Below are 24,255 nucleotides of genomic sequence, written 5' to 3' on the forward strand. Positions count from 1 at the left end.
CCCGGTCCCCCCTCGAAGGAGAGGGGCCGGGGAGCTCCCCGTCAGGCGCCGACGTAGGCCGCGAGGTGCTCGCCGGTGAGGGTGGAGCGGGCGGCGACGAGGTCGGCGGGCGTGCCCTCGAAGACGACCCGGCCGCCGTCGTGGCCGGCCCCGGGACCCAGGTCGACGATCCAGTCGGCGTGCGCCATGACCGCCTGGTGGTGCTCGATGACGACCACCGACCGGCCGGAGTCGACGAGCCGGTCGAGGAGGGCGAGCAGGTTCTCGACGTCGGCGAGGTGCAGGCCGGTGGTCGGCTCGTCGAGCACGTAGACGGCCCCCTCGTCGGCCATCTGGGCGGCCAGCTTGAGCCGCTGCCGCTCGCCGCCGGACAGCGTGGTGAGCGGCTGGCCCAGGGTGAGGTAGCCGAGCCCGACGTCGGCGAGCCGGTCGAGGACCCTCGCCGCGGCGGGCGTGCGGGCCTCGCCGGACCCGAAGAACTCCCGGGCCTCGGCGACCGGCATCGCCAGCACCTCGCTGATGTCCTTGCCGCCGAGGTGGTACTCGAGCACCGAGGCGTCGAACCGCCGGCCCTCGCACTGCTCGCAGGGGGTGGCGACGCCGGCCATCATCCCGAGGTCGGTGTAGACGACGCCCGCACCGTTGCAGGTGGGGCAGGCGCCCTCGGAGTTGGCGCTGAACAGCGCCGGCTTGACGCCGTTGGCCTTGGCGAACGCCTTGCGGATGGGCTCCAGCAGCCCGGTGTAGGTGGCCGGGTTGCTCCGCCGCGAGCCGCGGATCGCGGTCTGGTCGACGGTCACCACGCCCTGCCGGCCCGCCACCGACCCGTGGACCAGCGAGCTCTTGCCCGACCCGGCCACCCCGGTGACGACGACGAGCACGCCGAGCGGGATGTCGACGTCGACGCCCTGCAGGTTGTGCGTGCGGGCGCCGCGGACCTCGAGCGCACCGGTCGGCGTGCGCACCGACGTCTTGAGCGAGGCCCGGTCGTCCAGGTGCCGCCCGGTCAGCGTGCCGCTGGCCCGCAGTCCCTCGACGGTGCCCTCGAACACCACCTCGCCGCCGGCGGTGCCGGCCCCGGGGCCGAGGTCGACGACGTGGTCGGCGATCGCGATCGCCTCCGGCTTGTGCTCGACGACGAGCACGGTGTTGCCCTTGTCCCGCAGCTGCCGCAGCAGGTCGTTCATCCGCTGGATGTCGTGCGGGTGCAGGCCGACGGTCGGCTCGTCGAAGACGTAGGTGACGTCGGTGAGGGCGGAGCCGAGGTGCCGGATCATCTTGGTGCGCTGGGCCTCGCCGCCGGACAGCGTGCCCGAGGGGCGGTCGAGGGAGAGGTAGCCCAGCCCGATCTCGACGAAGGAGTCCAGCGTCTCCCGCAGCGCCGTGAGCAGCGGGGCCACCGAGGGCTCGTCGAGGTCGCGGACCCACTCGGCGAGGTCGCTGATCTGCATCGCGCAGAGGTCGGCGATGCTGGCCCCGCGGATCCTCGAGGACCGGGCGGCCTCGCTGAGCCGGGAGCCGCCGCACTCGGGGCAGGTCGTGAAGGTGATCGCCCGCTCGACGAAGGCGCGGACGTGCGGCTGCATCGCGTCGACGTCCTTGGACAGCATCGACTTCTGGATCCTGGGGACGAGGCCCTCGTAGGTGAGGTTGATCCCCTCGACCTTGATCTTGGTCGGCGCGCTGTACAGGAGCGTGTCCAGCTCCCGCTCCGTGAACTGCGCGATCGGCTTGTCCATGGGCAGCCCGGCGCCGGCGAAGATGCGCCCGTACCAGCCGTCCATGCTGTAGCCGGGGACGGTCAGCGCGCCCTCCTCGAGCGACTTGCGCTCGTCGTAGAGGGCGGACAGGTCGATGTCGTTGACCCGGCCCATGCCCTCGCAGCGCGGGCACATGCCGCCGGTGATGCTGAACTCCCGGCGCTCCTTGACCTCGCGGCCGCCCCGCTCGACCTTCACCGCGCCGGCGCCGCTGATCGAGGCGACGTTGAAGGAGAACGCCTGGGGCCCGCCGACGTGCGGCTGCCCGAGCCGGCTGAACAGGATGCGCAGCATCGCGTTGGCGTCGGTGGCGGTGCCGACCGTGGAGCGCGGGTTGGCGCCCATCCGCTCCTGGTCGACGATGATCGCCGTCGTCAGGCCGTCGAGGACGTCGACGTCGGGGCGGGCCAGCGTGGGCATGAAGCCCTGCACGAAGGCGCTGTAGGTCTCGTTGATCAGCCGCTGGGACTCCGCGGCGATCGTGCCGAACACCAGCGAGCTCTTGCCCGAGCCGGAGACGCCGGTGAACACCGTGAGCCGGCGCTTGGGGAGCTCGACGCTGACGTCCTTGAGGTTGTTCTCCCGCGCGCCGTGCACGCGGATGCGGTCGTGGGAGTCGGCCGCGTGCGACCCGGACGCCTGCCGGCCGGTGCTGGTGGCGGTGCTCATCGTCTCTCCATCCGGTGGGCGCCGCCGTCGTCGGCGCGTTCGCTGTCTACCTGGTGGGGGTGACGGCCGGCACGGGGCGACGCCCGTCCGGCCGGCCCCGGGCGGGCGTCGTGCTCTCGGGACGGCGGGCGGCTCAGCCGGCCTCCTGGACGCGGACGAGGTTGCCCGCGGGGTCCCGGACGGCGAAGTCGCGGACGCCGTAGGGCTGTTCGGCCGGCTCCTGGACGACCTCGGCGTCGCCGGCCTGCAGCCGCTCGAAGGCGCCGTCGAGGTCCTTCGTGGCCAGGACGATGGAGGCGTAGGTGCCCTTGGCCATCATCTCGGTGATGGTGCGGCGCTCGTCGTCGGTGACGCCGGGGTCGGCCGCCGGCGGGTGCAGGACGATCGAGGTCGCGGGCTGGCCGGGCGGGCCCACGGTCAGCCAGCGCATCCCGCCGTACCCGACGTCGTTGCGGAGCTCGAAGCCCAGGGTGTCGCGGTAGAAGGCCAGCGAGGCCTCCGGGTCGTCGTGCGGGAGGAAGGTGTAGTGGATGGTGAGCTCCATGGCGGTCACGCTAGGGACGGCGTCCCCACCGGGGCTTCTCGATTCCTGACCGGTCGGGTGACCTGCTTGGCGACGCACGCCGGGATGCCGGCGGTGGACCCGGCCGCGAGGCGCCGGTAGGTGCTCGGCGGCATGCCGACCAGCTCGGTGAAGCGGGTGCTGAACGTGCCCAGCGACGAGCAGCCGACGGCGAAGCAGACCTCGGTGACGCTCAGGTCGCCCCGGCGCAGCAGCGCCATCGCCCGCTCGATGCGCCGGGTCATCAGGTACGAGTACGGCGACTCCCCGTAGGCGCGGCGGAACTCGCGGCTGAGGTGCCCGGCCGACACGTGCACGCCCCGGGCGAGCGCCTCGACGTCGAGCGGCTGGGCGTACTCCCGGTCGATCCGGTCGCGGACGCGACGCAGCCGCGCGAGGTCGCGCAGGCGCTGCTCGCCGGGTCCGGTGGCCACGGGCGGATCGTGCCAGAGCGGGACCACGGTCCCCAGGGACGACGCAGCGGCCCTCCCCGGGAGGGGAGGGCCGCTGGGTGGTGAGCCGCCTGTCGGAATCGAACCGACGACCTTCTCATTACGAGTGAGATGCTCTACCGACTGAGCTAAGGCGGCGGGCGTGCGGCGTCCAGAGTACGACACCGGTCCGCCGCGCCCGCGCAGGCCCGGCGGTCACGGGGTGGGCAGGCGCAGCGCCACGGTGAGCGCCTCGACGGCGACCTGCGGCTTCACGTTCTGCTCCAGCGCGGTGCGGCAGGCCAGGACGGCGTCGATCCGGCGCAGCGCGCCCTCGGCGCCGATCCGCCGGGCCAGCTCCTCGGCGTCGGCCCGCCGGTCGGGGTGCGACAGCACCGGCGAGTGCTTCCCCGCGGCGGCGAGCACCAGCGCGTCGCGGTAGAGCGCGGCGAGGTCGACCAGCGCGCGGTCCAGCGAGTCGCGGCCGAGCCGGGTGGCGCGGCTCTTCTGCCGCTTCTCGAGGTCCTTGAGCACCCCGGCACCGCCCCGGGCGGCGGCCACCCCCGGCCCCCGCGCGCCGACGCCGAGGCTGGCCTTGACCGCCTCGGTCTCCGCGTCGTCGAGGGCCGCGGTGGTCCGGTCGGACTCCTCCTTGGCGGCGCTGACCAGGTCGTCGGCCGCGGTGAGGCAGGCGGCCAGCGACACCAGCGACAGCGGGACGTCGAGCACGGCCTTGCGGGCCAGCCGCGCGTCCTCGTCGCGGGCCAGGTGCCGGGCCCGCCCGACGTGCCCGCCGGCCGCGGCCGCCGCCCAGGCCGCCAGCGCCGGGTCGATCCCGTCGCGCCGCACCAGCACGTCGGCGACCGCGTCGACCGGCGGCGTCCGCAGGCTCACGACGCGGCAGCGCGAGCGGATGGTGACCGGCACGTCCTCGGGGTGCAGGCTCGGCGCGCAGAGCAGGAAGACCGTCCGCGGGGGCGGTTCCTCGATCATCTTGAGCACGGCGTTGGAGGCCTGCTCGGTCATGCGGTCGGCGTCCTCGACGACGACGACCTGCCAGCGGCCCTGCGACGGCGCCCGCCCGGCCAGCCGGACCAGCTCGCGCGCCTCGACGACGCCGATCGACAGGCCCTCGGGGGCGACGGTCTGCACGTCGGCGTGGGTGCCGGCGAGCACCGTCCGGCAGGCGTGGCAGGTGCCGTCGCCGCCGGCGGGGCACTGCAGCGCCGCGGCGAAGGCGCGCGCGGCCACCGAGCGGCCGGACCCGGGCGGCCCGGTGAACAGCCAGGCGTGGGTCATCGCCGCGGGCTGCGCGACGGCGGCCCGGAGCTCCGCGACCACCGCCGGCTGGCCGACGACCTCCGCCCAGACGCCGTCGGCCGTGCTCACGCCACCCTCCCCGGCATGAGCGCGCCGACCCGCTCGCGGACGGCCGTGGCGAGCTCGTCGGCGGGGCGCCGCGCGTCGAGCACGAGGTAGCGCCCGGGCTCGGCGGCGGCGAGGTCGAGGAAGGTGGCGCGGACCCGCTCGTGGAACTCCACCGACTCCGACTCCAGCCGGTCGGCGGCGGCGCGGCCGCGGGCGCGCGCCAGGCCCACCTCGGGCGGCAGGTCCAGCAGCACGGTGAGGTCGGGCACCAGGCCGCCGGTGGCCCAGGCCGACAGCCGCCGGACCTCGTCGAGGGCCAGCGCCCGGCCGGCACCCTGGTAGGCCAGCGAGCTGTCCACGTACCGGTCGGTGACCACCACCTCGCCGGCCTCGAGCGCCGGGCGGACCACCGTGTCGACGTGGTGCGCGCGGTCGGCGGCGTAGAGCAGCGCCTCGGCGCGCGGGGACAGCCCGGCGCTGGCCGGGTCGAGCAGCAGCGCGCGGATGCGCGCGCCGGGCGGCGTGCCGCCGGGCTCGTGGGTCACCCGGGCCGGCACCTCGACGAGGCCCAGCCAGTCGAACAGCCGCCGGACCTGGGTGGACTTCCCGGCGCCCTCCCCACCCTCGAAGGCGACGAACAGGCCGCGGCCGGGCAGGCGACCAGAGGCGTCGATCGGGGGCTCCCGGGGACTCGTGGGGGGTGGGCGTCGGCCGGTCCACGGTACCGGCCGGGGACGACGCTCCCGGGTCCTACGGTCGGCGGGTGAGCGCCGCCTGGGACCCCGCCGTCTACCTGCGCCACGCCGGCGAGCGGGCGCGGCCGTTCACCGACCTCGTGGCCCGGGTGGCCGCGCACGGGCCGCGCGAGGTCGTCGACCTGGGCTGCGGCACCGGGGAGCTGACCGCCTCGCTCGCGCGGCGCTGGCCCGGCGCGCGGGTGACCGGCGTCGACTCCTCCCCGGAGATGCTCGCCGCCGCGGCCGCGCACGCCGTTCCCGGGCGGGTGCGCTTCGTGCCCGGCGACGTCCGCGACTGGCGGCCGGACGGCCCGGTCGACGTCGTCGTCACCAACGCCGTCCTGCACTGGGTGCCCGGGCACGCGGACCTGCTCGCGCGGTGGGCCGCCGGCCTCGCCCCGGGCGGGTGGCTGGCGCTGCAGGTGCCCGGCAACCACCGCGCCCCGACCCACCGGCTGCTCGCGGCGCTGTGCGCCGCGCCGCGGTGGGCGCCCCGCCTGGCCGCGGCCGCTCCCCCGCCCGACCCGGTGCTCGACCCGGCGGGCTACCTCGACGTCCTCACGGCGGCGGGCCTGTCCGCCGACGTCTGGGAGACCACCTACCTGCACGTGCTGCGCGGCGCCGACCCGGTGCTGGGCTGGGTCCGCAGCACGGTGCTGCGGCCGGTGCTGGCGCTGCTCGACGACGCCGACGCCGCCGCGTTCACCGCCGAGTACGCGGCGGCGCTGCGGGCGGCCTACCCGGCGCGGCCGGACGGGACGACGGTGCTGCCCTTCCGCCGGGTGTTCGCGGTGGGCTCCTGGCCGGTCAGCGCGGGGTGAGCCGGTGGGCGTCGGTGCGGTAGGGCAGCTCGAGGACGTCGCGCCCGGCCGTGTCCGGGTGGGTGGCCAGCAGGTCGCGGATGCCGCCGAGGAAGGCGGCGCGGGCGTCGGGGGTCATCGTCGCCACGTAGCTGCGGGTGCCGATGCCGCCGACGACCTGCTCGGGCGGGACCCGCTGGACGACCCGCGACCGCGCGGTGGCGACGTCGGCGGGCAGCGCCGCGGCGAACGCGGCCACGACGCCCTGGTCGGCCTCGTGCCCGCGGGCCTCGGTGGCCAGCGCGGCGCCGAGCGCGGCGACCCAGGGGACGGTCTCGTCGCGGGTGTTCCACACGAACCCGACGACGCCGCCGGGCCGCAGCACCCGGCGCAGCTCCGCCGCGGCCGGCTCCGGGTCGAACCAGTGCGCGGCCTGGCCGGCGACGACGGCGTCCACGCTCGCGTCGGGCAGCGGGATCGCCTCCGCGCCGCCGACCTGCGCCGGGACGCCGGGGTGCCGGGCCCGCAGCTGGGCGAGCATCTCCGCCGACGGGTCCACGGCGAGCACCTCGTGCCCGGCGGCGGCGAGGACGTCGGTGAGCAGGCCGGTGCCGGCACCCAGGTCGAGCACCCGTCGCGGCCGGTCCCCGAGCAGGAACGCCACCGCGTCGGCCGGGTAGCCCGGGCGCAGCGCGGCGTAGTCGGCGGCGACCGACCCGAACGACGTCCGCCGCTGCTGCCAGTCGGCGGGGTCGAGCGAGCCGGTCGCCGTCACGCTCAGCTCGCGGGGACGGCGTCGGACGCGGTCGCCTTCTCCGCCGTCTTCTTGGCCGCCGTCTTCTTGGCCGCCGTCGTCTTGGCCGCCGTCGTCTTGGCCGCCGTCGTCTTGGCCGCCTTCTTGGCGGTGGCCTTGGTGCCCGCCGTCTTCTTGGCCGCCGTCGACTTGGTCGCCGTCGACTTGGTCGCCTTCCTCGCGGCCTTCTTCTTCGTGGCGGCGGGCCGGCTGCGGCGGTCGGCGAGCAGCTCGGCGGCGCGGTCGAGGGAGATGGTCTCGACGTCGTCGCCCTTGCGCAGGCTGGCGTTGGTCTCGCCGTCGGTGACGTAGGGACCGAAGCGGCCCTCGCGGACCGTGATCTGGCCCTGGGTGACCGGGTCGGGACCGAGCTCCTTGAGCGGCGCGGCCGCGGCCCGCCGGCCCCGCTGCTTGGGCTGGGCGAACACGGCCAGCGCCTCGTCGAGGGTGACGGTGAACAGCCGCTGCTCGTCCTCCAGCGACCTCGAGTCGCTGCCCTTCTTGAGGTAGGGCCCGTACCGGCCGTTGAGCGCCTGGATCTCCTCGCCGTCGGGCGCGGTGCCCACGGTGCGGGGCAGGGTGAGCAGCTGCAGCGCCTGCTCGAGGGTCACCGTCTCCGGGGACATGGAGGCGAACAGGCTCGCCGTCCGCGGGCTGTCCTTGCTGCCCTCGGGGACCACGGTGGTGACGTAGGGGCCGTAGCGGCCGGCCTTGACGACCACCGGGTGGCCGGACTCGGGGTCGGTGCCCAGCTGCCGGTCGCTGGAGGGCGCGGCGAGCAGCTCGGCGACCTTCTCGCTGGTCAGCTCGTCGGGCGGCAGGTCCTCGGGGAGACTGACCCGCGGGCCGTCCTCGCCGCCGGCCTGCAGGTAGGGGCCGTAGCGGCCGACGCGGACCACGACCGGCTCGCCGGCCGGCCCGGTCGCCCGCAGCGGGATCGAGTTGACGCCGCGGGCGTCGATCTCCTCCAGCTGCTGGCCGATGACCTGCTTGAGCCCGCCGGAGGCCGCGATGCCGCCGGCGTGCCGGCCTTCGCCGCCGAAGTAGAACTCGGTCAGCCAGTCGACCCGGCCGAGCTCACCGGCGGCGATCTCGTCGAGCTCGTTCTCCAGCGACGCGGTGAAGTCGTAGTCGACCAGCGCGGCGAAGTGCTGCTCGAGCAGGTTGACCACCGCGAAGGCGGTGAAGGAGGGGACCAGCGCGGAGCCCTTCTTCCACACGTACCCGCGGTCCTGGATCGTCTGCATGATCGACGCGTAGGTCGAGGGACGGCCGATGCCCAGCTCCTCGAGCCGGGCGACCAGGCTGGGCTCGGTGTAGCGCGACGGCGGGGTCGTCGTGTGGCCCTTGGGCTCCAGCGACTGCGTGTCGAGCTGCTGGCCGCGCTCGACCCGGGGCAGCCGCCGCTCGGCGTCGTCGCTGCCGTGCTCGTCGTCGCCGGTCGCGGCGCCCTCGTCGCGGGACTCGACGTAGGCGCGCAGGAACCCGGGGAAGGTGATCGTGCGGCCGCTGGCGGTGAACTCGACCCGCTCGTCGGTGGTGCTGCGGCCGGCCAGCCGGATGCTCACGGTCTGCCCGACGGCGTCGGCCATCTGCGAGGCGACGGTGCGCTGCCAGATGAGCTCGTAGAGGCGGAACTCGTCGCGGGCGAGCTGCCCGGCGAGCTGGCCGGGGGTGCGGAAGGAGTCGCCGGCGGGGCGGATCGCCTCGTGCGCCTCCTGCGCGCCCTTGGCCTTCTTGCTGTAGCGGCGGGCCTCGGCGGGGACGTAGGCGTCGCCGTAGAGCTCGCGGGCCTGGGTGCGGGCGGCGTTGATCGCCTCGTTGGAGAGGTTGGTCGAGTCGGTCCGCATGTAGGTGATGTGGCCGTTCTCGTACAGCCGCTGGGCCACCCGCATGACCTGCGCCGAGGACCAGCCGAGCTTGCGGCCGGCCTCCATCTGCAGCGTGGAGGTGGTGAACGGCGCGTAGGGGCGGCGCCGGTAGGGCTTCTCGTCGACCCGGCTGACCGTGACCTGCCGGCCCTCGAGCCGGGCGGCCAGGCCCCGGGCGCCGGCCTCGTCGAGGTGGACGACGTCGCCGGTCACCTGCCCGGTGGCGGGGTCGAAGTCGCGGCCGGTGGCCACGCGGCTGTCGTCGACGCTGACCAGGCGGGCGCGCAGCGTCGTCGGCTCGCCCGCGTCGGCGCCGGCCCGGCCGGGGACGGCGAAGACGCCGTCGAGGGACCAGTAGTCGGCGGCGGTGAACGCCATCCGCTCGCGCTCCCGCTCGACGACGATGCGGGTGGCCACCGACTGCACGCGGCCGGCCGACAGCCGGGGCAGGACCTTCTTCCAGAGGACCGGGCTGACCTCGTAGCCGTAGAGCCGGTCGAGGATGCGGCGGGTCTCCTGCGCGTCGACCAGCGCGGTGTCCAGCTCGCGGGGGTTGGCCACGGCGCGGGCGATCGCCTCGGGGGTGATCTCGTGGAAGACCATCCGGCGGACCGGGACCCGCGGCTTGAGGGTGTCGACCAGGTGCCAGGCGATGGCCTCGCCCTCGCGGTCCTCGTCCGTCGCGAGGTAGACCTCACTGGCGTCCTTGACCAGCTGCTTGAGCCGGCTGACCTGCTGCTTGCGGTCGGGGCTGATGACGTAGAGCGGCTCGAAGGCGTTGTCGACGTCGACGCCCAGGCGGGCCCACGGGGCGCCCTTGTGCTCGGCCGGGACGTCGGCGGCGTTGCGCGGGAGGTCGCGGATGTGCCCGACGCTGGCCTCGACGACGTAGCCGTTGCCGAGGTAGCCGGCGATCTTCCCGGCCTTGGTCGGCGACTCCACGATGACCAGCGGGCGGCCGCCCCCCGCAGCAGCGGCCCGGCGGCGGGCGGGCGTGCTGGTGCCGCCGGCGGTCGTGGCGGCGGTCTGGCCGTTCTTCGCGGTCTTCGTGGGCACGGTGCTCCTGTCGGGTGGTGCTGGTCGCGGCAGCGCGGTGTGCGGTCTCGTCGTCACGCGGTGCGCCCCCTCGGCGGGCCACGGTAGGCCACGACGCCGGAACGCGACCGGCCGGCGACTGCGCGCGGGCGTGCCGTCACCGCCTCCAACGGTGCAGCGGCACCGCTGTTCCCGGCCTCCCCCGGGCGGGTTCCGGCCGCTCAGTCGCCCTCCTGGACCCCGGCGACCACCTCCCCGACCCCCGCGAGGGTCGGCCGGCCGGGGTCGAGGTACCAGGTGTGCCAGGTGTCCCAGTCGGCCGGCAGCGGCGTCGCCCCGAAGTCGTCGTCGCCGGTGTTCGCGCCGTGGACGTCGAGCGGCCAGGTGACGAGGTCCAGGGACGGCGAGGCCTCGTGGACCTCCGCCACCTCCAGGTCCGACGCCGGGCCGTCCATCCCGGGACTGCCGAGGAGGACCACCGCGTCGGCCGCCAACCGCCCGGGCTCCTCCGCGGCGCGGTCGACCACGACGGTCCCGTAGCTGTGCGCGACGACGGTGACCTGGGGCGGCTCGCCGCCCCGGACGGGGTCGGCCGCCCGCGCCGCCGCCAGCCCGGCCAGGTCGTCGGCCAGGGCCCGCCCGCCGGTCGCCGCCCGGCCCTCACCCCACGCCGTCGGGAACACGACGTTGCCCGGCGGGCGGTAGCCCAGCCAGGCGACCGTGGCCACCGAGGCGGCGGGGGCGGCGGCCCGGGTCGCGTCGGCGACCGCCCGCGCGTCGGCGCCCAGGCCGCCGAGGTCGTCGACGTCGTTGCCGACGCCGGGCACGTACACCGCGACGTCGTCGGCGGTGTCGAGGTCGCCGTGGACCACGGCCGCCAGGTGGTCGTCGAGGTCGAGACTCCACAGCTGCACCGGGCGGCCGGCCGCCTCCGCGCGCGCCAGTTCGGCCGCCACCGCCCGCGCGGTCTCCTCCGTGTCCCCGGACGGGTCGGCCAGCGCCCGCTCGAGCACCAGCCGGTTCGCCCGGTCCCGCGCCCAGGCCGGCAGGCCGTCCAGGTTCCCGACGAGCCGGGGGTCCACCGAGGTCACCAGCTCGCGCGCCCGGGTGGACAGCCCCGCCCACCAGGCCGCCACCGCCTCCGGCGACGTCCCCCGCACCGGCAGGCACGAGGGGATCCAGACCCCGTCCGCGGCGACGGCCGCCGCGAGGCCGGCGTAGTCCGGGGGCACGACTCCCCCGGCCCCTCCGATCCCGCCCAGCGGCGCTGCCGAGTCGGCCGCGCAGGCGGCGGCGCGGGCCGCCGCACGGAGGGCGTCGGCCGCCAGCCCGGCGACCCGCTCGGCCGCGGCGGCCTGCTCGGCGATCGCGTCGTGGTGTCCGGCCAGCGCCTCCGGCGTCGCGCCGGGCGGCGGTGCGGCCGGCGTCGGGAGGACGACCCCGCCGGCCTCGTCGAGGGTCACGCCGTGGGCGGCGGCCTCGGCCAGCGCCCGCTCGGCCAGGTCCTGCGCGGTGCGCGCCTCCCGGGCGGTGTCCTGCAGCCGGTCCAGCGACGCGCCGAGGGCGGTGGTCACCGCCGTGACGACCGCGGACACCTCCCCCAGCGCTCCCGCGGCGGCAAGTCCCGCGTCGCCGGACCAGCACTCGGCGGCCTCCAGGGCGCGGGCGACCGCCTCCGTCCGGGCGCGCCACCGCGGCAGCCGCTCGGTCACCGCCTCGAGCGTCCAGACGGCGCCGTCGAGGAGGGCGACGTCCCACCCGGCGACGGCCGCGAGGCCCGGGGCGCTCACCGGGCGCCCACGGGCAGCGCCGCCCTCGCCGCCAGCAGCCGGTCGGAGACCGCGGCGTCGGCCAGCCGGTAGGACCGCACCGCGTCGAGCAGGGCGGTGGCCGCGGCGTCGGCCCCGGAGACGAGGTCGGCGACGAGCGCGGCCCACATCCGCCCGGTCGTCCCGGCCCGGTCGGACACCTCGCCCGGCGCCGCCGTCGCCAGCGAGACCGCGGTCGAGGCGCACAGGTCGGCGTCGGAGGACAGCTCGGCGGCCAGGGCGGTGAGCTCCTCACCGAGCGCATGGACGGCGTCGAGCTGGATGGCGATGGCTACGGACAACGGCCCTCCCGGCGTCGGCGCCGGACCCGGGTGGGTCCGGCGCCGCGGACGCTAGGACGGCCCTGCGGCGGGACCGGCCGCGTCGTCCACAGCCGGCTCCCCGTCCACAGACCGCCGCCGCGGCCTCCCGCCCGGCCGGGCCGGTCGGGAGGCTCGCGGGGTGGTCTCAGGGAGCGGACGTGGTCAGCGTGCCGGCCGGCTCTCCGGCAGTGCCGCCGACGACGACCGAGCGGCGCTTGGACACCACCACGGCGGCGACGACCACCAGCGTCGCGGCGCCCGCGATGAGCAGCCGCACCGTGGTGTTGGCGTCCTCCCCGACCTGCAGGCCGACGACCGCCGGCGCGATGAGCAGCGCCACCAGGTTCATCACCTTGATCAGCGGGTTGATCGCCGGGCCCGCGGTGTCCTTGAACGGGTCGCCCACGGTGTCGCCGATGACGGTGGCCGCGTGCGCCTCGCTGCCCTTCCCGCCGTAGGCGCCGTCCTCGACCATCTTCTTGGCGTTGTCCCAGGCCCCGCCGGAGTTGGCGAGGAAGACCGCCATGAGCGTGCCGGCCGCGATCGCGCCGACCAGGTAGGCCGCCAGCGGGCCGAAGCCGAGGCCGAACCCGACCGCCACCGGGGCCAGCACCGCCAGCAGCCCGGGGGTGGCCAGCTCGCGCAGCGAGTCCTTGGTGCAGATGTCCACGACGGCGGAGTAGTCCGGCCGCTCGGAGAAGTCCATGATCCCGGGGCGGGTGCGGAACTGCTCGCGGACCTCGAACACCACCCGCCCGGCGGCCCGGGACACGGCGTTGATCGCCAGCCCGGAGAAGAGGAACACCACCGCCGCGCCGATGACCGCGCCGACGACGTTGTCCGGCTCGACCAGGCTGAACGCCTGCCCGAGGTCGACGCCGTCGAGCGCGGCGCGGACCTGCTCGTTGTAGGAGCCGAACAGGGCGGTGGCGGCCAGCACGGCGGTCGCGATCGCGATGCCCTTGGTGATGGCCTTGGTGGTGTTGCCGACGGCATCGAGGTCGGTGAGCACCCGGGCGCCGTCGTCGTCGATGTCGCCGGACATCTCGGCGATGCCCTGCGCGTTGTCGCTGACCGGGCCGAAGGTGTCCATCGACACGATCACGCCGGCGGTGGTGAGCAGCCCGCACCCGGCCAGGGCGACGGCGTACAGCGCCGCGCCGCCGCCGATGAGGAAGGCGCCGTAGACGGCGGCGCCGATGAGCAGGGCGGCGTAGACGGCCGACTCCAGGCCCAGCGAGATGCCGGAGAGCACCACGGTCGCGGGGCCGGTGAGCGAGCTCTGGCCGACGTCGCGGACGGGCTTGCGGCTGGTCTCGGTGAAGTAGCCGGTGAGCTGCTGGATGGCGGCGGCGAGGACGATCCCGACCAGGACGGACACGAAGCCGAGCACCTGCGGGTTGACCACCGAGTCGGGGACGTCGGCGACGCTCGGCAGCACGGTGAAGGCCGCGGCGGCGACGAGGACGAGGGAGACGACCGCGGAGGTGAAGAAGCCGCGGTTGATCGGGGCCAGGCCGCTGGCGTCGCCCTTGCCCGGGTTGCTGGCGAGGATGCCGACCACGGAGGCGAGCACGCCGATCGCGGCGACGACGAGCGGGAACACCATGCCGACCGCGCCGAAGAAGACCTGCCCGAGGATCAGCGCGGCCACGAGGGTCACCGCGTAGGACTCGAAGAGGTCGGCGGCCATGCCGGCGCAGTCGCCGACGTTGTCGCCCACGTTGTCGGCGATGGTGGCGGCGTTGCGCGGGTCGTCCTCGGGGATGCCGGCCTCGACCTTGCCGACGAGGTCGGCGCCGACGTCGGCGGCCTTGGTGAAGATGCCGCCGCCGACGCGCATGAACATGGCGAGGAGCGCGCCGCCGAACCCGAAGCCCTCGAGGACGACGGGGGCGGTCTCGTCGAACAGGAGCAGTGCCAGCGACGCGCCGAACAGGCCCAGGCCGACGGTGATCATCCCGCAGACCCCGCCGGTGCGGTACGCGATGCGGAAGGCCGGCCGGTAGCCGCCGGTGCGGGCGGCGGCCGCGACCCGGACGTTGCCGCGCGTGGCCAGCGTCATGCCGATGAAGCCGACCGTCGCGGAGAACAGGGCACCGACGAGGAAGAACACCGCCCGGCCGATGCGCGTGCCCCAGCCGCCGTCGTGGACCGGCAGGACGAGCAGGAGCAGGAAGACGATCACGGCGAAGACGCCGAGGGTGCGGAACTGCCGCCGCAGATAGGCCCCGGCGCCCTCCTGCACGGCCCGGGCGATGTCCCGCATGCGGGTGGTGCCCTGATCGGCGCCCAGGACCGCGCGCACGAGGGACCACGCGAACACCAGTGCAACCAGCGAGACGACGAGGGCTGCCGTCACGAGGACGACGTCCCCGCCGGAGAGATCATTGTCCGGCATCGGTACCTCCCAGCGGTCGGCTGCCGACGGGCGGCTCGCGTCCCCGGTCGGCGGAGAGCACGTCGGCGGGCGGGACCGCCCGGAGACGAGGCGCGAGTGTAAGCGGAATCACACTCCGCGGTCTGCCCCCTCCCCGGAACCGGTGTGGGCGCAGGGCGTGACCGCAGGTGGGCGGAGGGTCGCTCCTCTCCCCGGGACGAGGGGCGGGTTGCCCCCGGGTGTGACAGTGGAGGGGTGACCACGCTCCACCCGGTCCGGCCGGTTGCTCCCCCACCCGGCCGCGGAGGGTCCTCGGGGGGCGAGGCGCCGGGCACCGCCGGGGAGGGCACCGCGGTGGAGGGCACGCCGGTCCACGGCTCGGCCGCCGCGCACGGGTCCGCGAACTCCGCGAGCGCCGGGTCCCCGGACGTCGTGCCGCCCGGTGCCGAGCTGCTCGCGGACCTGCTGGCCGGCACCCCGGAGGAGGAGTCCCCGGTCACCCACGTGCACCGGCTGGCGGTGCGGGAGAGCCGGACCCTGCCCTGGCCGGAGTGGGTCGAGCCGGGCCTGCGGGAGCGGCTGGAGCAGCAGGGCGTCCGCGAGCCGTGGCGGCACCAGGTGGAGGCCGCCCAGCTCGCCCACGACGGCACCTCGGTGGTGGTGGCCACCGGCACCGCGTCGGGCAAGTCGCTGGCCTACCAGCTGCCCGCGCTGACCCACCTGGCCGAGGACCCGCGCGCCTGCGTCCTCTACCTCGCGCCGACCAAGGCGCTGGCCCGCGACCAGCTGGCCTCGGTCGCCGCGCTCGCCGACCCGTCGGTGCGGCCGGCCGCCTACGACGGCGACACCCCCGCCGAGGAGCGCGACTGGGTGCGCCGGCACTCGCGGTGGATCGTCACCAACCCGGACATGCTGCACCGCGGCGTGCTGCCGGCCCACCAGCGCTGGTCCTCGACGCTGCGCCGGCTGGCCTACGTCGTCGTCGACGAGTGCCACGCCTACCGCGGGGTCTTCGGCTCGCACGTCGGGCACGTGCTGCGCCGGCTGCGCCGCATCTGCCGCCGCTACGGCGCCGACCCGGTGTTCGTGCTGGCCTCGGCGACCGTGGCCGAGCCGGCCGCGGCGGCCGGCCGGCTGGTCGGGGCGCCGGTCGTGGCCGTGACCGACGACGGCTCCCCGCGCCCGGGCGCGACCTTCGCGCTGTGGGAGCCCCCGCTCACCGAGCAGACCGGCGAGCACGGGGCGCCGCTGCGCCGGTCGGCCGCCGCGGACACCGCCGGGCTGCTGGCCGACCTGGTCGAGCGCGGCGCGCGGACGCTGGCGTTCGTCCGGTCCCGGCGCAGCGCCGAGTCGGTGGCCGAGCAGGCCCGCCGGCTGCTGGCCGACCGGGGCCGCAGCGACCTGGTGCGCCGCGTGGACTCCTACCGCGGCGGCTACCTGCCCGAGGAGCGGCGCGAGCTGGAGCGGGCGCTGTCCGCCGGCGAGCTGCTCGGCGTGGCCACCACCAACGCCCTCGAGCTCGGCATCGACATCGCCGGTCTCGACGCCGTGGTGCTCGCCGGCTACCCCGGCACGCTGGCCTCCCTCTGGCAGCAGGCCGGCCGCGCCGGGCGGGCGCAGCGCGAGTCGCTGGTCGTGTTCGTGGCCCGCGACGACCCGCTGGACCACTACCTGGCCCACCACCCCCGCGCGGTCTTCGGCCGGCCGGTCGAGGCGACCGTCACCGACCCCGCCAACCCCTACGTGCTGGGGCCGCAGCTGTGCTCCGCGGCGGCCGAGCTGCCGCTGACCCCCGAGGACCTGCCCGACTTCGGCGGCCCGGTGGCCGAGGCGCGGCTGGAGGAGCTCGTCGCCGCCGGCGACCTGCGGCGGCGCCCGGCCGGCTGGTACTGGGCCGGGCGCGGGCGCCCCGAGGTCGACATCCGGGGCAGCGGCGGCGAGCCGGTGGCGATCATCGAGGGCGACACCGGCCGGCTGCTGGGCACCGTGGACGGCGGGGCGGCGCACTCCACCGTGCACACCGGCGCGCTGTACGTGCACCGCGGGGAGACCTTCGTCGTCGACGAGTTCGACCCCGAGGACGCCTGCGCCGTCGTGCACGCCGAGAGCCCGGAGTGGACCACCGTGGCCCGCGACGTCACCGACCTGTCGGTCGTGGACGTCGAGCGCACCCGGCGGCTGGGCATGGTCACCGCGCACACCGGCGTCGTGGACGTGACCAACCAGGTCGTGGCCTACCAGCGCCGGCGGGCCGGCACCGGCGAGGTGCTCGCCGAGTTCCCGCTGGACCTGCCGCCGCGCCAGCTGCGCACCCGGGCGGTGTGGCTGACCCTCGACGCCGACGCGGTCGCCCGCGCCGAGGTGGACGACCTGGCGTTGCCCGGGTCGCTGCACGCGGCCGAGCACGCGGCGATCGGCATCCTGCCGCTGCTGGCCACCTGCGACCGGTGGGACCTCGGCGGGCTGTCCACCGCGCTGCACCCGGACACCGGGACCGCGACGGTGTTCGTCTACGACGGGCACCCCGGTGGCGCGGGCTTCGCCGAGCGGGGCTTCGCGGCGCTGCGACGCTGGCTGCGGGCCACCCGCGCCACCGTCGCCAGCTGTGAGTGCGAGAGCGGCTGTCCCTCCTGCGTGCAGTCGCCCAAGTGCGGCAACGGCAACGACCCGCTGGACAAGGCCGGCGCCGTGCGCGTGCTCGACGTCGTGCTCGACGAGCTGGCCGCGGCCGAGGACACCGCGGACGCCGACGACGTGGAGGAGTCCGACGTCGAGGGCACCGCGCACGTGGTGCCGACCGGCCCGGTCCAGGGGCTGCTGCGGCGGCCGGGCACCGGGCGGGCCGCTCCCCGGCCCGAGCCCGCCGCGGAGCCGGACGCCGACGGACCCGCCGCGGACGCCGGCGCCGGCCACGTCGAGGACGGCCTCGTCTTCTGAACCCGCGGGCGGGGCCGGCCCGGCGCGGGCGACCGCCTCGGCGCGGCGGGCGCCCAGCGGGCCGAGCGGGACGGTGACCGCCACCCGGACGTCGACGACCGCGCCGCCCCCGACCGTGCAGGCGACCAGGTCCGCGCCGTTGGCCCGTGCCACCTCGGCGGCGGCCGCGGCGTCGGCCGGGTCCCCGCTGACCGCCCGCGCGGCGGCGGCGAGGTCGGCGAGGTCGGCCGCGGACCCGGCGCGGTGGCGGGCGACCGCCGCCGCGCCGACGAGGACCGCGGCCAGCCCGACGAGCGCGAGCACGCCGGCCAGGGCCACCGTCCACACCGTCGCCGAGCCCCGCTCCCGCCCGCTCACCCCGCGGCCACCCCGGGCTCCAGCCGGGCGACCGCGCTCGCCCCGACCCCGACGGCCGGGCCGACGCCCAGCGGAGCCACCGACGCGCCGACGGTGACCCGGACCTCCTCCCCCGCGACGACCACCGCGGTCACCGCCCCGTCCGGCGCCACCCGGGCGGCGAGCGCCCGGACCTGCGCCGCGTCCTCCCCGCGGGCGGCGGCCCGGGCGCCCTCCCGCGCGGCGTCCACGCAGCGCAGGTGCGCGCCGACCACGACGACGGCGGAGACGACGGCCGCGAGCACGAGCACCAGCACGGGCAGCACGACGGCGGCCTCGGCGGTGACCATCCCGGCCTCCCGCCGGTCCGGGGACACCGTGCGGCGGCGCACGGTCAGGAGAGGGCGCCGAGCGCGGACTCGACCAGGTCACCGAGCGCGCTGACGACCGAGCCCCCCGTCACCACGCGGTAGAGGACCGCGGCGAAGGCGCAGGCCGCGACCGTGCCGACGGCGTACTCGGCGGTGCTCATGCCCGCCTCGGCGGTCGCGCGGACCCGGGCCCAGCGGCGGGCGAGCCCTCGCCGGCCGCGTCCCGCGGGAGTCTGCTCGGTCGGGTCCTCGGCGGGCGGGTGGTCGGTGGTCACGGCTCCTCCTCGGGTCGGGGGCCCCGGTCGCGGGGCGCGCCCCGACCCTCGCCGCGCCGGGCGCTCCCGCCGGCGTCCGCCCGCAGGCTGTGGACGGCGGGCCGCCTGTGGACGGCGCTGCGGCGGGTGTCGGCGCTTCCGCTTCAGGTGGTGCCGGCAGATGCCGAATCAGCGAGGAGGTGGCGCGGACGCGTCACCGGCAGGCCGGGAGGAGGACCCGTGGCGCACGGCACCGACCGCCCCGAGGGCCGCCCCCTCGTCCTGGCCGGCTACGTCGTCGCCCTCGCCGCCGCCGTCGTCGCGTTCGGGCTCGACCCGACCCTCGGCGTCGCCGCCGGTGCGCTCAACGTGGTGTTCGGCGTCTACTTCTGCCGGCACCTCGCCTTCGCCGTCGCGGCCGCCCGCTGGGCCGAGCGCGACCTGCTCGCCGCCGACGTCGGCCTGGACACCTACACCCCGCCGGTCGCGGTGCTCGTCGGCTGCAAGAACGAGGAGCTCGTCGTGGACGGGATGGTGTCGGCGCTGCTCACGCTGGACTACCCGGCCGACCGGCTCACGCTCGTCGTCGTCGACGACGGGTCCGACGACGCGACCGGCGCGAAGCTCGACGCGTGGGCCGCGCGCGAGCCGCGGCTGCGCGTGCTGCACCGGCCGCCCGGCGCCGGCGGGGGGAAGTCCGGCGCGCTCAACGAGGCCCTCGACCTGGTCGACGCCGAGGTCGTGCTGGTCTTCGACGCCGACCACGAGCCCGAGCCCTCATCGCTGCGCCGGCTGGTCCGGCACTTCCGCGACCCGGTGGTCGGGGCGGTCATGGGCCGGTGCGTGATCCGCAACGGCAAGGACTCCTCCATGGCCGGCGTCGTCTTCGTCGACTACCTCTCCGGCTACCTGGTCAACGAGTACGGCCGCCAGGCGCTGTTCGAGCTGCCCGCCTACGGCGGCGCCAACTGCGCGGTGCGGATGAGCACGCTGCGCGCGCTCGGCGGCTGGAACCCCGAGACGGTCACCGAGGACACCGACCTCACGCTGCGCGTCCTCATGGCCGGGCAGCGGGTGCGCTACGACGTCTCGGCCATCGACTTCGAGGAGGCGGTGGTCAGCGCCCAGCGGTTCTGGAAGCAGCGCTACCGCTGGGCCCGCGGCCACCAGAAGTGCCTGCGCGACCACTGGCGGCCGCTGGTGCGCTCGCCGCACCTGTCCCCGCTGGAGAAGGTCGAGACGACGCTGTTCCTCGGCGTCTACCACGTGCCGATGCTGTCCGGACTGGGCCTGCTGCTCACCGTCCTGCGCGCGTTCGGCATCGGGGACCTGCCGGTCGTCGGGCTGCTGCCGCTGTCGATGCTGCTGTTCATCGGCCCGCTCGCCGAGCTGTGCGTCGGGTTGCTGGTCGGCCGGGTGGAGCGGCGGTCGGCCTGGCGGCTGCTGGGCTTCCTGCCCGCGTTCGCGCTGTCGATCTGGATCACGTCCCGTGCCTACGTCGACGGGATGCTCGGGCGGCCCTACAGCTGGGTGAAGACGAGACGGTCCGGCGCCACCTCGACCGTGCTGCCGGCAGCACCTGCCGTCGCGGTGGCCGCCACCGATCCCGTCGCGGCGGAGCTCGCCGGCCGGCCGCGGTCGTTCGCCGCCACCCTCGGGGAGCAGCGGTGAGCGCCGCCGGCCTCGCGGCTCCGCCCGTCCGCCGGCGGGCATGGCGGGGGACGAACCGCCGGCTGGTGCCGGTGCTGCTCGACCTCGCGCTCGCCGCCGTGATCTGCGTGCTCGGCTTCCGCCACCTGTCCGGCCCGCTCCAGGTGGTCGAGGCGGCCGGCGTGGCGACGGTGCTCGGCTGGATCGCACCGGGCCGGGTCTCGGGCGTGCTGCCGCAGCACGTGCTGCTCTTCCCCGGCGACGGCGGGATCATCGACGCGGTCGTGACGGCGTCGTGCTCGTCGGTGCTGTCGGTGCTGGGGCTGACCGCGCTGACCGCGGTCGTGCTGCGCAGCCGCAAGCTGCACGCCGTCGGGGGGCTGCTGGTCGCCGTCGCGGCGCTGCTGCTGCTCAACCACGGCCGGCTGCTGCTGTCCGCGGGGGCGGGCCTGCTGTGGGGCGAGGGTGCGCTGGTCCTCTTCCACGACTGGGTCGGCACGGTGTGGAACCTGGTCGCCACCCTCGGCGGCTTCCTGCTCATGGTGTGGATCACCCTGCCGGCCCTCGAGCGTGCCGAGCAGGACGTGTCGGGCCGGCACACCGCCCGCCGTCCCGACAGCTGGGCCCGTCCGGGCCTGGGCTACCGCGACCCGGAGGGTGACGAGCGGCGCGCCCGGCGGCGGCGCACCACGGTCACCGGGCTGCTGCACCGCCACGTCTACCCCCGCCGGCTGTCGGCCTGGCTGGCCGCCCGCCGCGAGTCCGCGCGCGTGGACTACCGGCTCGGCCACCTGCCCCCGGACCACCGGGCCGAGCACGTCCGCGGGCTGACCGCCGACGGCCTCGGCGCGCACGGCGCCTCGCTCGTGGCCGTGGCCACCTACGAGACCGACCTCGCGGTCCTGGACTGCCTGGCCGAGTGCGTCGCCGCGCGGCAGTGGGAGCCGGTCACCGACACCCGGGTGGCCGCGCTGCGGCTGTGGGCGCGGGGGTGGCTGCTGGCCCGGCCGGCCGTCGACGACGGCCTGTCCTCCCGGCCGGTTCCGGCGCAGCCGACGGTCCCGGTCGCGCGGATCGCGGTGCCGCCCACCGGCCGCCCGGCCGCGCCGCCAGCCGCCTCTCCCGCGCCGGCGCCCGGTCCCGCTGCCCCGCACCCCGCCAGCTTCGCCCGCCCGCACGACTCGGAGACGCCCCGGTGACCTCGACCCTGCATCCCGCGCCCGCGCCCCCGTCCGGCGGCCGGCACGCCGACCCGGACGCGGCGCGCCCCGCCGTCCTCGTCACGGGGGCGGGTGGCCCGGCCGGGGTCGCGGTCGTCCGCCGCCTGGTCGCCCTGGGTCACCGGGTGGTCGGCGTGGACGCCGACTGGACCGCCGCCGGCGCGGCGCTGGCCACCGTCGGCGCGGTCGTCCCCCGGGCGGACCACGTGCGCTTCGTCGACGCCCTCGTGTCCCTCGCGACGACGCACGGCGCGGACGCGCTGATCGGCACGGTCGCCGAGGAGCTGCCCGCCCTCATCGCCGGCGCGGAGCAGCTGGCCGCGGCCGGGGTGGCCACCTGGCTGCCGTCGGCGGACAGCGTGGAGCTGTGCTGCGACAAGGCCGCGTTCGCCCGCACGCTGCGCGACGCCGGCGTCCCCCATCCCGCGACCACCGACACCCCCGCCGGGCTGGTGCGGGTCCCGGGCCCGTGGGTGGTCAAGCCGCGCGCCGGGCGCGGCAGCCGCGGCGTCCGGCTGCTCGACGCCCGCTCCGCGGTGGCCGACGCCCTCGCCGAGGACGCCTCGCTCATCGCGCAGACCCGGCTCGAGGGGCGCGAGTTCACCGCCGACGCCCTCGTCGGCCGCGACGGCGGGCTGCTCACCGTGGTGCCGCGCTGGCGCGACGACACCCGGGCCGGCATCTCGGTCAAGGGCACCACCTTCGACTCCCCCACCGTCACCGACGTGGTCGCCGGCGCGCTGGAGGCGGTGCGGCTGACCGGCCCGGCGAACGTGCAGGGCTTCGTCGGCGACGACGGCCGGGCCACCGTGGTCGAGATCAACCCGCGGTTCTCGGGCGGGCTGCCGCTGACGCTGGCCGCCGGCGCCGACGTCGTGAGCGCCCACCTCACCGGCATCCGCGACCCGCAGGCCCGGCTGCCGCACCTGTGGTTCACCCCGGGCGTGCGGATGAGCCGCTACTTCGCCGAGACCTACACCGCCGAGGACGGCACCCCGGTGACCGACCCGTGCGCCGCGCAGGCGGTGTCCGCGTGAGCCGCCGCAGGCACGTCCTGGTGCCCTTCGGGACCCGCCCCGAGGTGGTCAAGCTCGCCCCGGTGGTGGCCGCCCTGACCGCCGCGGGACACCGGGTCGACGTCGTGGACACCGGCCAGCACACCGACCCCGCGCTCTCCACCCGGCTGCAGGAGACCCTCGGCCTCGCGCCCACCTGCCGGTTCGTGCTGCCGGCCGACGACCCCGCCGCCCGGTACGGCGCGCTGCACGCCGACGCCGCCCGAGCGGTGGCCCGGTTCCGGCCCGACGTGGTCCTGGCGCTGGGCGACACGAACACCGTGCCCGCCTACGCGCTGGCCGCCCGCGGCGCCGGCGTGCCGTTCGCCCACCTCGAGGCCGGGCTGCGCAGCCTCAACCCGCGCAGCGTGGAGGAGGTCAACCGGCGGGTGGCTGCGGCGGTGGCCGCCCTGCACCTGGCCCCGACCCGGCGGGCCGCGGCGTTCCTCGCCGCCGAGGGCGTGCCCGCCGAGCGGGTGTTCGTGGTCGGCAACCCGGTGGTGGACACGCTCGTCACCCGCGGGGTCCGCCCGGTGCCGGTGGCGCAGCGGTCCGGCGTGCTGGTGACCGCGCACCGCCCCACCAACGTCGACGACCCGGTGCGGCTCGAGCGCCTGGTGGGCGTCGTCCGCGCGCTGGCCGACCGGGTCGGGCCGGTGACCTTCCCGGTGCACCCGCGGACCGCGGCCCGCCTGGCGGACGCCGGCCTGGACGCCGAGCTCGACCACCCGGCGATCACCCGCAGCGGCCCGGTCGACCACGACACCCTGCTGGCCGCGCTGGCCTCGGCCCGGCTGGCGGTCACCGACTCCGGCGGCATCCAGGAGGAGGCCGCCTACCTGGGCGTCCCGGTGGTCGTGCTGCGCGGCTCGACGCCGCGGTGGGAGGGCGTCGAGGCCGGCACCACCACGCTGGCCGGCCTGGCCGACGACTGCGCCGCCGACGCCGTCCTGGCCGCGGCCGCCGCGCACACCAGCGCTGCGGGGCAGGCCCGCGCCGCCGGCCTGCCCTGCCCCTACGGGGACGGCACCACCGGACCGCAGGTGGCGGCCGTCCTCGCCGACGAGGCCACCGACGCCCTGCTGGCGCTGGGCGAGCCCGACTTCACCGACGGCCGGCTGCCCTGGTGAGCACCGTGCCGGGGTGGGACGGGCCGCCGCCGCTGGCCGTCGTCGTCGATCTGGACGACACCCTCTACCCGCAGGCCGCCTACCTGGCCGCGGCCGCGGCGGCCGTCGGGACCGCCGCCGGCGCCGCCGGGCTGGACGGCGACGCGGTGCACGCGGCGCTCGTCGCGGAGCTGGCGGCCGGGTCCGACGCCGGCGGGACGATCGACCGCGCGCTGCTCGCCGCCGGGGTGCCCGCCGGCGCCCTGGCCCGGCTCGTGCCGCCGCTGGTCGCCGCGTTCACGGCGTGCGCGCCGGAGCGGCTGGATCCCTACCCCGGCGTCCGCGAGGCCCTCGCGGCGCTGGCCGGCGCCGTGCCGGTCGGCTGCCTCACCGACGGCAACCCGGCCATCCAGGCGGCCAAGCTCGCCGCGACCGGGCTCGGCCCGCTGCTGACCGCGGTGCTGGTCACCGACACCCTCGGCGGCCGGGCCGCGCGCAAGCCCGCCCCGCAGGGGCTGCTCGCCCTCGCCGCGCGCCTGGGCGTCCCCGCCGACCGGGTGCTGGTGATCGGTGACCGCCCCGGCAAGGACGTCGCCGTCGCCGCGGCCGTGGGCGCGCGGGCGATCCGCGTCCGGCAGGGCGAGTACGCGGCGGCGCCGGACGTCCCCGCCCCGTGGGCGGCGACCGGCTCGTTCCCCGAGGCCGCGGAGCTCGCCCTCGCGGTGGCAGCCCGGGCCGTCGCCGTCTGACGGGTTGCGCACCACCGGATCTCCCCCCGACGGGGGA

The 24,255-nt window shown here is 76.8% G+C and carries 19 protein-coding genes, 1 tRNA gene and 1 pseudogene; 7 read left to right on the forward strand and 14 right to left on the reverse strand.

Annotated elements, in window-relative coordinates; translation table 11 throughout:
* Positions 1–41: 41 nt before the first annotated feature.
* From ACFO3M_RS05195 to tmk, 6 genes are all read right to left on the reverse strand, one after another.
* Positions 42–2,429, reverse strand: a complete 2,388-nt coding sequence (locus ACFO3M_RS05195; RefSeq protein ID WP_387987250.1) for an ATP-binding cassette domain-containing protein — start codon at positions 2,427–2,429, stop codon at positions 42–44.
* A gap of 133 nt (positions 2,430–2,562) precedes the next feature.
* Positions 2,563–2,973: a VOC family protein gene (locus ACFO3M_RS05200; RefSeq protein ID WP_387987253.1), complete on the reverse strand. Its 411-nt coding sequence runs from the start codon at positions 2,971–2,973 to the stop codon at positions 2,563–2,565.
* Between the two features lie 5 nt (positions 2,974–2,978).
* Positions 2,979–3,425, reverse strand: coding sequence for a helix-turn-helix transcriptional regulator (locus ACFO3M_RS05205; RefSeq protein WP_387987255.1), 447 nt, complete (start codon positions 3,423–3,425; stop codon positions 2,979–2,981).
* 83 nt (positions 3,426–3,508) lie between these two features.
* Positions 3,509–3,581 (reverse strand) — tRNA-Thr (locus ACFO3M_RS05210).
* A gap of 57 nt (positions 3,582–3,638) precedes the next feature.
* The gene (locus ACFO3M_RS05215) at positions 3,639–4,811 is read right to left on the reverse strand and encodes a DNA polymerase III subunit delta' (RefSeq protein WP_387987256.1); all 1,173 of its coding nucleotides are present in this window, start codon (positions 4,809–4,811) and stop codon (positions 3,639–3,641) included.
* Positions 4,808–5,464, reverse strand: coding sequence for a dTMP kinase (tmk, locus tag ACFO3M_RS05220; protein ID WP_387987507.1), 657 nt, complete (start codon positions 5,462–5,464; stop codon positions 4,808–4,810). Before tmk ends, ACFO3M_RS05215 begins: the two co-directional genes overlap by 4 nt.
* An 89-nt stretch (positions 5,465–5,553) precedes the next feature.
* On the opposite strand from tmk, the gene ACFO3M_RS05225 reads away from it, so the two are divergent.
* Positions 5,554–6,348, forward strand: coding sequence for a trans-aconitate 2-methyltransferase (locus ACFO3M_RS05225; protein WP_387987258.1), 795 nt, complete (start codon positions 5,554–5,556; stop codon positions 6,346–6,348).
* On the opposite strand, the gene ACFO3M_RS05230 is transcribed toward ACFO3M_RS05225, so the two are convergent.
* The 5 genes from ACFO3M_RS05230 to ACFO3M_RS05250 form a co-directional block, all read right to left on the reverse strand.
* On the reverse strand, positions 6,335–7,102 hold the full coding sequence (locus ACFO3M_RS05230) for a class I SAM-dependent methyltransferase (RefSeq protein ID WP_387987260.1): 768 nt from the start codon (positions 7,100–7,102) through the stop codon (positions 6,335–6,337). The genes ACFO3M_RS05225 and ACFO3M_RS05230 overlap by 14 nt on opposite strands.
* Before the next feature lie 2 nt (positions 7,103–7,104).
* Positions 7,105–10,047: a type I DNA topoisomerase gene (gene topA / locus ACFO3M_RS05235; protein ID WP_387987262.1), complete on the reverse strand. Its 2,943-nt coding sequence runs from the start codon at positions 10,045–10,047 to the stop codon at positions 7,105–7,107.
* Positions 10,048–10,247: 200 nt separating this feature from the next.
* Positions 10,248–11,816 carry an alpha/beta hydrolase gene (locus ACFO3M_RS05240; protein WP_387987264.1) on the reverse strand — a complete coding sequence of 523 codons (1,569 nt, stop codon included), beginning with the start codon at positions 11,814–11,816 and terminating at the stop codon, positions 10,248–10,250.
* Positions 11,813–12,136, reverse strand: a complete 324-nt coding sequence (locus tag ACFO3M_RS05245) for a hypothetical protein (protein WP_387987266.1) — start codon at positions 12,134–12,136, stop codon at positions 11,813–11,815. Before ACFO3M_RS05245 ends, ACFO3M_RS05240 begins: the two co-directional genes overlap by 4 nt.
* Before the next feature lie 166 nt (positions 12,137–12,302).
* On the reverse strand, positions 12,303–14,558 hold the full coding sequence (locus tag ACFO3M_RS05250) for a sodium-translocating pyrophosphatase (protein ID WP_387987268.1): 2,256 nt from the start codon (positions 14,556–14,558) through the stop codon (positions 12,303–12,305).
* Positions 14,559–14,792: 234 nt separating this feature from the next.
* Between ACFO3M_RS05250 and ACFO3M_RS05255 the strand changes: the two genes are divergently transcribed.
* Positions 14,793–17,474: a DEAD/DEAH box helicase gene (locus ACFO3M_RS05255; protein WP_387987269.1), complete on the forward strand. Its 2,682-nt coding sequence runs from the start codon at positions 14,793–14,795 to the stop codon at positions 17,472–17,474.
* Positions 17,475–17,501: 27 nt separating this feature from the next.
* Here the strand turns inward: ACFO3M_RS05255 and ACFO3M_RS05260 are convergent.
* The 3 genes and pseudogenes from ACFO3M_RS05260 to ACFO3M_RS05270 all read right to left on the reverse strand — a co-directional run.
* Positions 17,502–17,831: pseudogene (locus ACFO3M_RS05260) on the reverse strand (Rv3654c family TadE-like protein); the annotation flags it as partial.
* On the reverse strand, positions 17,828–18,160 hold the full coding sequence (locus ACFO3M_RS05265; RefSeq protein ID WP_387987271.1) for a TadE family type IV pilus minor pilin: 333 nt from the start codon (positions 18,158–18,160) through the stop codon (positions 17,828–17,830). The gene ACFO3M_RS05265 and the pseudogene ACFO3M_RS05260, both read right to left, overlap by 4 nt.
* Before the next feature lie 44 nt (positions 18,161–18,204).
* Positions 18,205–18,456, reverse strand: a complete 252-nt coding sequence (locus tag ACFO3M_RS05270) for a DUF4244 domain-containing protein (RefSeq protein WP_387987272.1) — start codon at positions 18,454–18,456, stop codon at positions 18,205–18,207.
* A 219-nt stretch (positions 18,457–18,675) separates the two neighbouring features.
* Between ACFO3M_RS05270 and ACFO3M_RS05275 the strand changes: the two genes are divergently transcribed.
* Genes ACFO3M_RS05275 through ACFO3M_RS05295 form a run of 5 tightly spaced genes read left to right on the forward strand, consistent with a single transcriptional unit; the run spans position 18,676 to position 24,218 of the window.
* Positions 18,676–20,106, forward strand: coding sequence for a glycosyltransferase family 2 protein (locus ACFO3M_RS05275; RefSeq protein WP_387987273.1), 1,431 nt, complete (start codon positions 18,676–18,678; stop codon positions 20,104–20,106).
* A complete protein-coding gene (locus tag ACFO3M_RS05280) occupies positions 20,103–21,284 on the forward strand; it encodes a hypothetical protein (RefSeq protein WP_387987275.1) in 1,182 nt (393 codons plus the stop codon). The genes ACFO3M_RS05275 and ACFO3M_RS05280 overlap by 4 nt, the downstream gene beginning before the upstream one ends.
* On the forward strand, positions 21,281–22,342 hold the full coding sequence (locus ACFO3M_RS05285) for an ATP-grasp domain-containing protein (protein ID WP_387987276.1): 1,062 nt from the start codon (positions 21,281–21,283) through the stop codon (positions 22,340–22,342). Before ACFO3M_RS05280 ends, ACFO3M_RS05285 begins: the two co-directional genes overlap by 4 nt.
* Entirely contained in the window at positions 22,339–23,490 is a 1,152-nt protein-coding gene (gene wecB / locus ACFO3M_RS05290; RefSeq protein WP_387987278.1) for a non-hydrolyzing UDP-N-acetylglucosamine 2-epimerase, read from the forward strand. The genes ACFO3M_RS05285 and wecB overlap by 4 nt, the downstream gene beginning before the upstream one ends.
* Positions 23,487–24,218, forward strand: a complete 732-nt coding sequence (locus ACFO3M_RS05295; protein WP_387987279.1) for an HAD family hydrolase — start codon at positions 23,487–23,489, stop codon at positions 24,216–24,218. Before wecB ends, ACFO3M_RS05295 begins: the two co-directional genes overlap by 4 nt.
* Positions 24,219–24,255: the final 37 nt, after the last annotated feature.

It is taken from the genome of Geodermatophilus arenarius (assembly GCF_042654585.1).
GTDB lineage: Bacteria > Actinomycetota > Actinomycetes > Mycobacteriales > Geodermatophilaceae > Geodermatophilus > Geodermatophilus arenarius.